Below are 6,755 nucleotides of genomic sequence, written 5' to 3' on the forward strand. Positions count from 1 at the left end.
TATACATGCTAATATAATACAATCAGATGACATTTCACTATCAGTTCGTATAGGGATAAGCATAACGGTGCTTGTCCCTATTTTTTTATGTTATAATCAAATAGAAATTGCGGTACACATCTGCGGAGTGTATCTGAGGTCAACTGTTGCGACGGTTGCCTATAAATTGTGTTATAATATAAACATAGTTTAACGCTAAACGATCTAGCCATAATTCTATTCGGGTTATGGCTATTTTTTTTATGCCTAAAAATAATTATGACAAATGTCATAAAAAGTATTGACTTATGCCTTATGGCATAATATAATATAGACATAAGGTAATCACAAGGAGGAAAAACAAATGACTAAATCACAAATCTTTTCAAACGCTTGGGCAATCGCAAAACACGGAGCTAACAAATTCGGGGGTTCATCTAGAGAATATTTCGCAGAAGCATTAAAAATGGCATACAGAGGCTTAGCTTTAAAAGACGCAGAAATCGAAATTCCTGCATGGATCATCAGAAAAAATGTTGGTAGTGTGTACGCAGTCGAAAAATCAGTTTTAAGCGTAGCGCGTGAAACTGAAAAAGCGTTAATGATTAAAGCGACTGGAAAATTTGGCGAGTTTAGTTTTTGGACACCTAAAAGTGTTTGTAAATACACAAACGTAAATGATTACTTTACTGCAACAGTTACGGTTGAAGATACAATGGCTAAAGCAATGGATAACCACTTCAACTTAGTGCAAGAGGCTAAAGAATTAGGTATTAAAGGCATTAGAAGTAACATGAAATCAGCAACATTACGTAAAAAAATCGCAGAATTTAAAGGAGAAGTGGCTTAAATGAGAAAAGTAATAGAAAATTTATTGAATAGTGATTTAAGCAGTAACTACATAGCAACTCAAACAGGCGTTACACAAAGTACGATATACAGAGTGAGAAAAGGCGAGCGTAAACTTGATAACTTAACATTAGCACAATGCGAAAAACTATATAATTACGAAATGGAGAGAACAAAAATGAATGAATTACAAAGCAGAATTATCGAGAATGTAGTATTAGGTGAAGTTGAGTTAGTAGAGGATATTGCTCAATACTTCATAGACATTGAAGGCGACTATGAATATGACGTAGAATTCGCTAACTTATCAGAAGTTGATTATAAAGATAGTACTTTATATGAGGTGGCTATCAGCAAGACTTATGAAGTTCCTTACCATGACAAATTAGAAAAAGAAGATATGAAGTTGTTCTATGATAAATGGCTTGAAAAAGATCAACAAGAAGAAACTTATATCGAAAGTGTATTCTTTGTAAATAAAAAAGATGCAGAAAGCTATATTAAAGATGTATTGAAAGGTAAAAAAAGTTTAACAGAGATTGCAGAACAAATTGGATATTTCGAATAAAACAAAACCCGTCGAATTCGACGGGTTTTATACATAAAAAATATATGGAAGTACACACACTATACATTGATGCATGTACCGCCAAAATTATCTGACGATTGTTCTACTAAAGCAACGTGTTGACCTTGTGCTGCTGCATATTTGGCAAGTGTTTTACCTGCTTTACCGAAGCCAATAACTAATAAATTATAATGTGTCATATGTTGTGTCCTCCTGAAGTGTATCTTTGATGACGTCCTTAATTGTCAAGTTACGATAAAAGTTGAGCACTAGGGCAGTTTCTTGCGCTTTATATTTAGTCATGGTGGTTGCAATATGCTTAGAAATCGTACAATGACTCTCTTCACTACCAGTGAAAATACGTTGCGCAGGGGATTTATCTAACACAAAAAGTTGATACAGCGTATCTAACGTAATCGTGGGTGTAATCTCATTTGCTCGATAACCACCGCCTTTACCACGACGTGTATCAATAAATTGTTGGTTATTAAGTATTGTAGCAACGCGTCTTAGTTGCACTGGATTAAGACAAGTAAGTGCTGCTAATTCCTGACTATTGAAATGTTCCTCTGAGTGCTTAGTGAGAAAGCTTAGCACGTGTACTGCAATGTTAAATTCTAAATTCATAGTATACCGCCTTTAATGTAACTTGATTAGTTACATTAAAGTATATCTTATATAAAATGTCAATATGAATGTCTTAATCAGAATGGGGTAAACTACAAGTAGTAATATTTGAATAAAGGAGCGAGTATGAATGGCAGATTTAGTACAATTAGGTAAATCAGATGTTCGTGTATTTCCAATCGCATTAGGTACCAATGCAGTAGGTGGCCACAATTTATATCCAAATTTAGATGAAGAACAAGGAAAAGATGTTGTGCGCAAAGCAATTGATAATGGCATTACATTGCTCGATACGGCATATATTTATGGTCCTGAACGTTCGGAAGAATTAGTTGGCCAAGTGGTTCAAGAATACCCACGTGAACAAGTGCAAATTGCGACGAAAGGTTCTCATGTTATTAAAGATAATGATGATGTCATTCAAAACAATGACCCAGATTATTTAAAACAACAGGTTGAGAATAGCCTGAAACGTCTTCAAGTAGATTATATTGATTTATACTATATTCATTTTCCTGATGAAAATACACCGAAAGATAAAGCAGTTGCAGCCTTAAAAGAACTTAAAGATGAAGGTAAGATTAAAGCAATTGGGGTCTCTAACTTCTCATTAGAACAACTTAAAGAGGCAAATAAAGATGGCTATGTAGATGTAGTGCAATTAGAATACAACTTATTACATCGTGAAAATGAAGATGTAATGGCATACGCGGCTGAAAATGATATTACATTTATTCCTTATTTCCCACTAGCGTCAGGTATCTTAGCTGGTAAGTATGAGGAAAATCAAACGTTTGATGATCATCGTGCGCCTCGTCGTGACTTCCAACCAGAGGTATTTAATGATAATGTGCGTCGAGTGAAACAATTGCAAAGTATTGCAGAAGCCCACAATACATCTATCGCCAATGTGGTTCTAGCATTTTACTTAACTCGTCCAGCGCTAGATGTAGTAATTCCTGGTGCGAAACGTGCTGAACAAGTTGTAGAAAATATTGAAGCGGCTAATATTCAATTAACAGATGATGAATTGAAAAAAATCGACGAACTATTTCCGATTGAATAACAAACGCGGATATAAAATAAATTGAAGTAATTTAAGCTCTTACACCGTTTATATTTGTGTAAGAGCTTTTTTAGAAACTTGAATAAATAGTAATGATTCTTTTTTATTTTAGGAAAATGCACATATATCATATGAAATAAGGGTACTAGGCAAATATGCGAATATTAAATTAATATGAAGTATTGATGTAGCGAACAAATTTAAAAATAATGGCATATTTTAAATATAAATTAAGAGAGAGGGATAGACATGATTACAGTTTTATTTGGAGGCAGTCGTCCAGAGGGGAATACAGCACAACTTACTAAGTATGCAATAGAAGGATTAGCCTATAATTGGATTGATTTAACAGATTACCAATTTAATCCTGTAAGAGATTTCCGTCATGATAATAAAGACATTACTAATTATACCGACGATTATAAACACATCATTGATCAAGTATTAGAAAGTGATACGGTGATCTTCGCATCACCAGTTTACTGGTACAGTATATCTGCATCTTTAAAGGCATTTATTGATCATTGGTCTGAAACAATGGTTGATCCAAATTATAGAGACTTCAAAGAACGAATGGCAAAGAAAGATTTCCGTCTTATTTTAGTTGGTGGAGATTGTCCGAAAGTGAAAGCGAAGCCTTGTATTACACAAATGAAATATACGTTAGATTTTATTGGGGCTGAACTTAACGGCTATATTATCGGTACAGCTGAACGACCAGGAGATATTTCGAAAGATACATTTGCATTCGAAAGAGCTAAAGAATGGAATGAAACACTAATGTAGATTTTGATGAAAGGTACGATAAATCACATCGATAAATACGCTATATTGAGCGATTGTATAACTACTGTGATATAATTTCATTATTAATTCCATAGTAAAGTCAGGAGAATCAAGTATGTTTAAAGTCAGAGAAGCCACATCAAATGACGTCGTAGCAATTAGAGATGTTGCTACTAAGGCATGGTATAACACATATTTAAATATTTATGCAGCATCAACAATTAATGAACTATTAGCTGCTTCTTATAATGAGCAACATTTAAAGAAACGCTTAGAAGAACAATTATTTTTAGTAGCCGAGGATAATGATGAAATTATAGGCTTTGCTAATTTTATTTATGGTAAAGAACTGTATTTATCTGCGCATTATGTACATCCAGAATATCAACACAAAGGTTACGGTTCTAGCTTACTTAAGCAAGGGTTAGAACAATTTGATGGTAAATATGATGCAGTATATTTAGAAGTTGATAATAAAAATAAAGGTGCTATTCAATATTATCAAAATAATGGTTTTGAAATCGTACGTTCTTATCAACCAGAAATGTATGGAGAACAAATGGATTTAGCTTTAATGAAAAAAAGTATATAATCCCTATCACTATACTGTAATGAGAGGAAGGATTTATTTGACGCAAACACCTTATGTTGAACAGAAATTAGCTGAAGAGAAGGTATTTAAAGACCCTATCCATAAATATATTCACGTCAAAGATCAACTTATTTGGGATCTCATTAAAACGAAAGAGTTTCAACGTTTACGTCGTATTAAACAATTAGGTACATTATATCTTTCTTTTCATACTGCAGAGCATAGTCGATTTGGTCACTCTTTAGGTGTATATGAAATCGTACGTCGTATGATTGATGAATCATTTGTTGGGCGTGATGCGTGGAATAATGCAGATAGACCATTAGCTTTATGTGCAGCATTATTACATGATTTAGGGCATGGTCCATTTTCACATAGTTTTGAAAAGATATTTAATACAGATCATGAGGCATTTACACAAGCCATTATTACAGGACCTACTGAAGTGAATGAAGTCTTAAGTCGTGTATCTGATACTTTTCCTAAAGAGGTCGCGGATGTTATTAATAAAACACATCAAAATAAACTTGTCATTTCTATGATTTCATCTCAAATTGATGCCGATCGAATGGATTATTTGCAAAGGGACGCTTATTTTACTGGTGTCTCTTACGGTACATTTGATATGGAACGTATTCTACGTTTGATGCGACCTTCAAAAGATGAAGTACTCATTAAAGAAAGTGGGATGCATGCTGTAGAGAACTTTATAATGAGTCGTTATCAAATGTATTGGCAAATATACTTTCATCCGGTTAGTAGAGGCGGGGAAGTTTTACTAAATAATTGTTTGAAACGCGTCAAACAATTGTACAACGAGGGTTATCATTTTAAAATGTATCCTGAAGATTTTGTTCCTTTCTTCGAAGAGAAGGTTACAATCGAGCAATATGTTGATTTAGATGAAGTCGTAGTGCTTTATTATTTAAAGCGATGGATACAAGAAGATGATGCCATTCTTAGTGATTTAGCACGTCGTTTTATCAATAGGGACTTGTTTAAATATATTCCATTTGATGGTTCAATCATTACTATTACTGAACTGCAAGAGCTGTTTATAGAGGGACATATTGATCCTAATTATTATTTCGTTAGTGAAGCTTTCTCTGATTTGCCTTATGATTATGATCGACCAGGATCTAATAGACAACCAATACATTTATTAAGACGTGATGGTAATATTAGAGAAATTAGTAGCCAATCACTTGTTATTTCTAGTATTACGGGTATTAATCGTGAAGATTATAAATTGTACTATCCTAAAGAAATGATTCTTAATATCGATAATCCACAAATTAAGGGTTCAATTATTAATTTACTTAATGAATTGAATTAAGCCATTGAAACTTTAATATATAACACATAATATAGAAATTATGAATTTAAGTTTTCGGAGGTGTCATGTGTGTCTGAGAATAAAGGTTTTAAATTTAATATTATCAAGAATGACCCGCTTGACGGACATAAAGGAACGAATATTGGTGCAATTAGTTTAGATAATATTGCCCCAGTATTTATAGATGTAGCTAATAAAGAGGCGTTTATTGATATAGGTGGTATGCATGCGCGTGCTCAAGTTGAAAAAGGTGTTAAATGGATAACTGACAAATCGGAAGTCGAAGGCGAAGAAGCTAAAGAATATTGGCTTTGTTGGGTGACAACTGAGCGTAGTGAAACTGGACCGTACTATGCCGGTGTTACTGCATGCTATTTATTAGTTAACAAGTCTATACGCCGTGGTTATAAGAGTATGCCTGAACATGTCAATATGATGGATAAGTCTATGAAACATAAAATTATGATTGATCATATTGGCGAAGAAAATAAAAAAGTGTTGAAAGACTTTTTAAAATCGCACAATGAGGATATGTGGAATAATTCGAATGACGAATTATTCAAAGCTTTTGAATAGTATAAACAGTACTAAGCGTGGGACGCTACTCTTAATAGCCAGTAAGTGAATTTTAATAAGTTCATTTACTGGCTTATTTTCATACATTGATAAAGTATGTCAGTCTCATTTCGCTTAGGTTGTAAAGAAATTCTTAGATAGATATTCACTCGTCTAAGTTGTTTCGCTTTCCTGTGGGAAAGGCTCTAAAGTAGTTCTTTGATTTTAATCATTAGAACTACTTACTTAAGTGTTTAAACACTTAAGTTCCTCAACCCCAGCTTGCTTTGCTTGTAGAATTTCATCAAGAAATTCTACAAGCAAAGCAAGCTGGGAGTGGACGACGAATTCAAAAGAATTCTGTCCCGCTCCCTTATTCCTACGATTAGTCAAGTAC

At 33.5% G+C, this 6,755-nt stretch carries 8 protein-coding genes and 1 pseudogene; 7 read left to right on the plus strand and 2 right to left on the minus strand.

What is annotated here, in order from left to right:
* The first annotated feature begins 343 nt into the window (after window positions 1–343).
* A complete protein-coding gene (locus KA909_RS12975) occupies window positions 344–829 on the plus strand; it encodes a hypothetical protein (protein ID WP_210130301.1) in 486 nt (161 codons plus the stop codon).
* A complete protein-coding gene (locus tag KA909_RS13885) occupies window positions 830–1,396 on the plus strand; it encodes a hypothetical protein (RefSeq protein ID WP_481906439.1) in 567 nt (188 codons plus the stop codon). It begins immediately after the preceding gene.
* A gap of 62 nt (window positions 1,397–1,458) precedes the next feature.
* Here the strand turns inward: KA909_RS13885 and KA909_RS12985 are convergent.
* Together KA909_RS12985 and hypR are read right to left on the minus strand one after the other, a co-directional pair.
* Window positions 1,459–1,596: pseudogene (locus KA909_RS12985) on the minus strand (hypothiocyanous acid reductase MerA); the annotation flags it as partial.
* Window positions 1,583–2,023 carry a redox-sensitive transcriptional regulator HypR gene (gene hypR / locus KA909_RS12990; RefSeq protein WP_193839699.1) on the minus strand — a complete coding sequence of 147 codons (441 nt, stop codon included), beginning with the start codon at window positions 2,021–2,023 and terminating at the stop codon, window positions 1,583–1,585. The pseudogene KA909_RS12985 and the gene hypR, both read right to left, overlap by 14 nt.
* A 130-nt stretch (window positions 2,024–2,153) precedes the next feature.
* Between hypR and KA909_RS12995 the strand changes: the two genes are divergently transcribed.
* The 5 genes from KA909_RS12995 (at window position 2,154) to KA909_RS13015 (ending at window position 6,379) form a co-directional block, all read left to right on the plus strand.
* Window positions 2,154–3,089 (plus strand): aldo/keto reductase, encoded by a 936-nt coding sequence (locus KA909_RS12995; protein ID WP_053030783.1) that lies wholly within the window; start codon window positions 2,154–2,156, stop codon window positions 3,087–3,089.
* 249 nt (window positions 3,090–3,338) lie between these two features.
* Window positions 3,339–3,875 carry a flavodoxin family protein gene (locus KA909_RS13000; protein WP_075109124.1) on the plus strand — a complete coding sequence of 179 codons (537 nt, stop codon included), beginning with the start codon at window positions 3,339–3,341 and terminating at the stop codon, window positions 3,873–3,875.
* A 115-nt stretch (window positions 3,876–3,990) separates the two neighbouring features.
* Window positions 3,991–4,467, plus strand: a complete 477-nt coding sequence (locus KA909_RS13005; protein WP_053030779.1) for a GNAT family N-acetyltransferase — start codon at window positions 3,991–3,993, stop codon at window positions 4,465–4,467.
* A 19-nt stretch (window positions 4,468–4,486) separates the two neighbouring features.
* Window positions 4,487–5,803 carry an HD domain-containing protein gene (locus KA909_RS13010; RefSeq protein WP_176747931.1) on the plus strand — a complete coding sequence of 439 codons (1,317 nt, stop codon included), beginning with the start codon at window positions 4,487–4,489 and terminating at the stop codon, window positions 5,801–5,803.
* 69 nt (window positions 5,804–5,872) lie between these two features.
* Window positions 5,873–6,379 carry a YwhD family protein gene (locus KA909_RS13015; RefSeq protein WP_075109125.1) on the plus strand — a complete coding sequence of 169 codons (507 nt, stop codon included), beginning with the start codon at window positions 5,873–5,875 and terminating at the stop codon, window positions 6,377–6,379.
* The last annotated feature ends 376 nt before the right edge of the window (window positions 6,380–6,755 follow it).

This window comes from Staphylococcus sp. GDX8P54P (assembly GCF_017893165.1).
GTDB classification, from domain to species: Bacteria; Bacillota; Bacilli; order Staphylococcales; family Staphylococcaceae; genus Staphylococcus; species Staphylococcus borealis.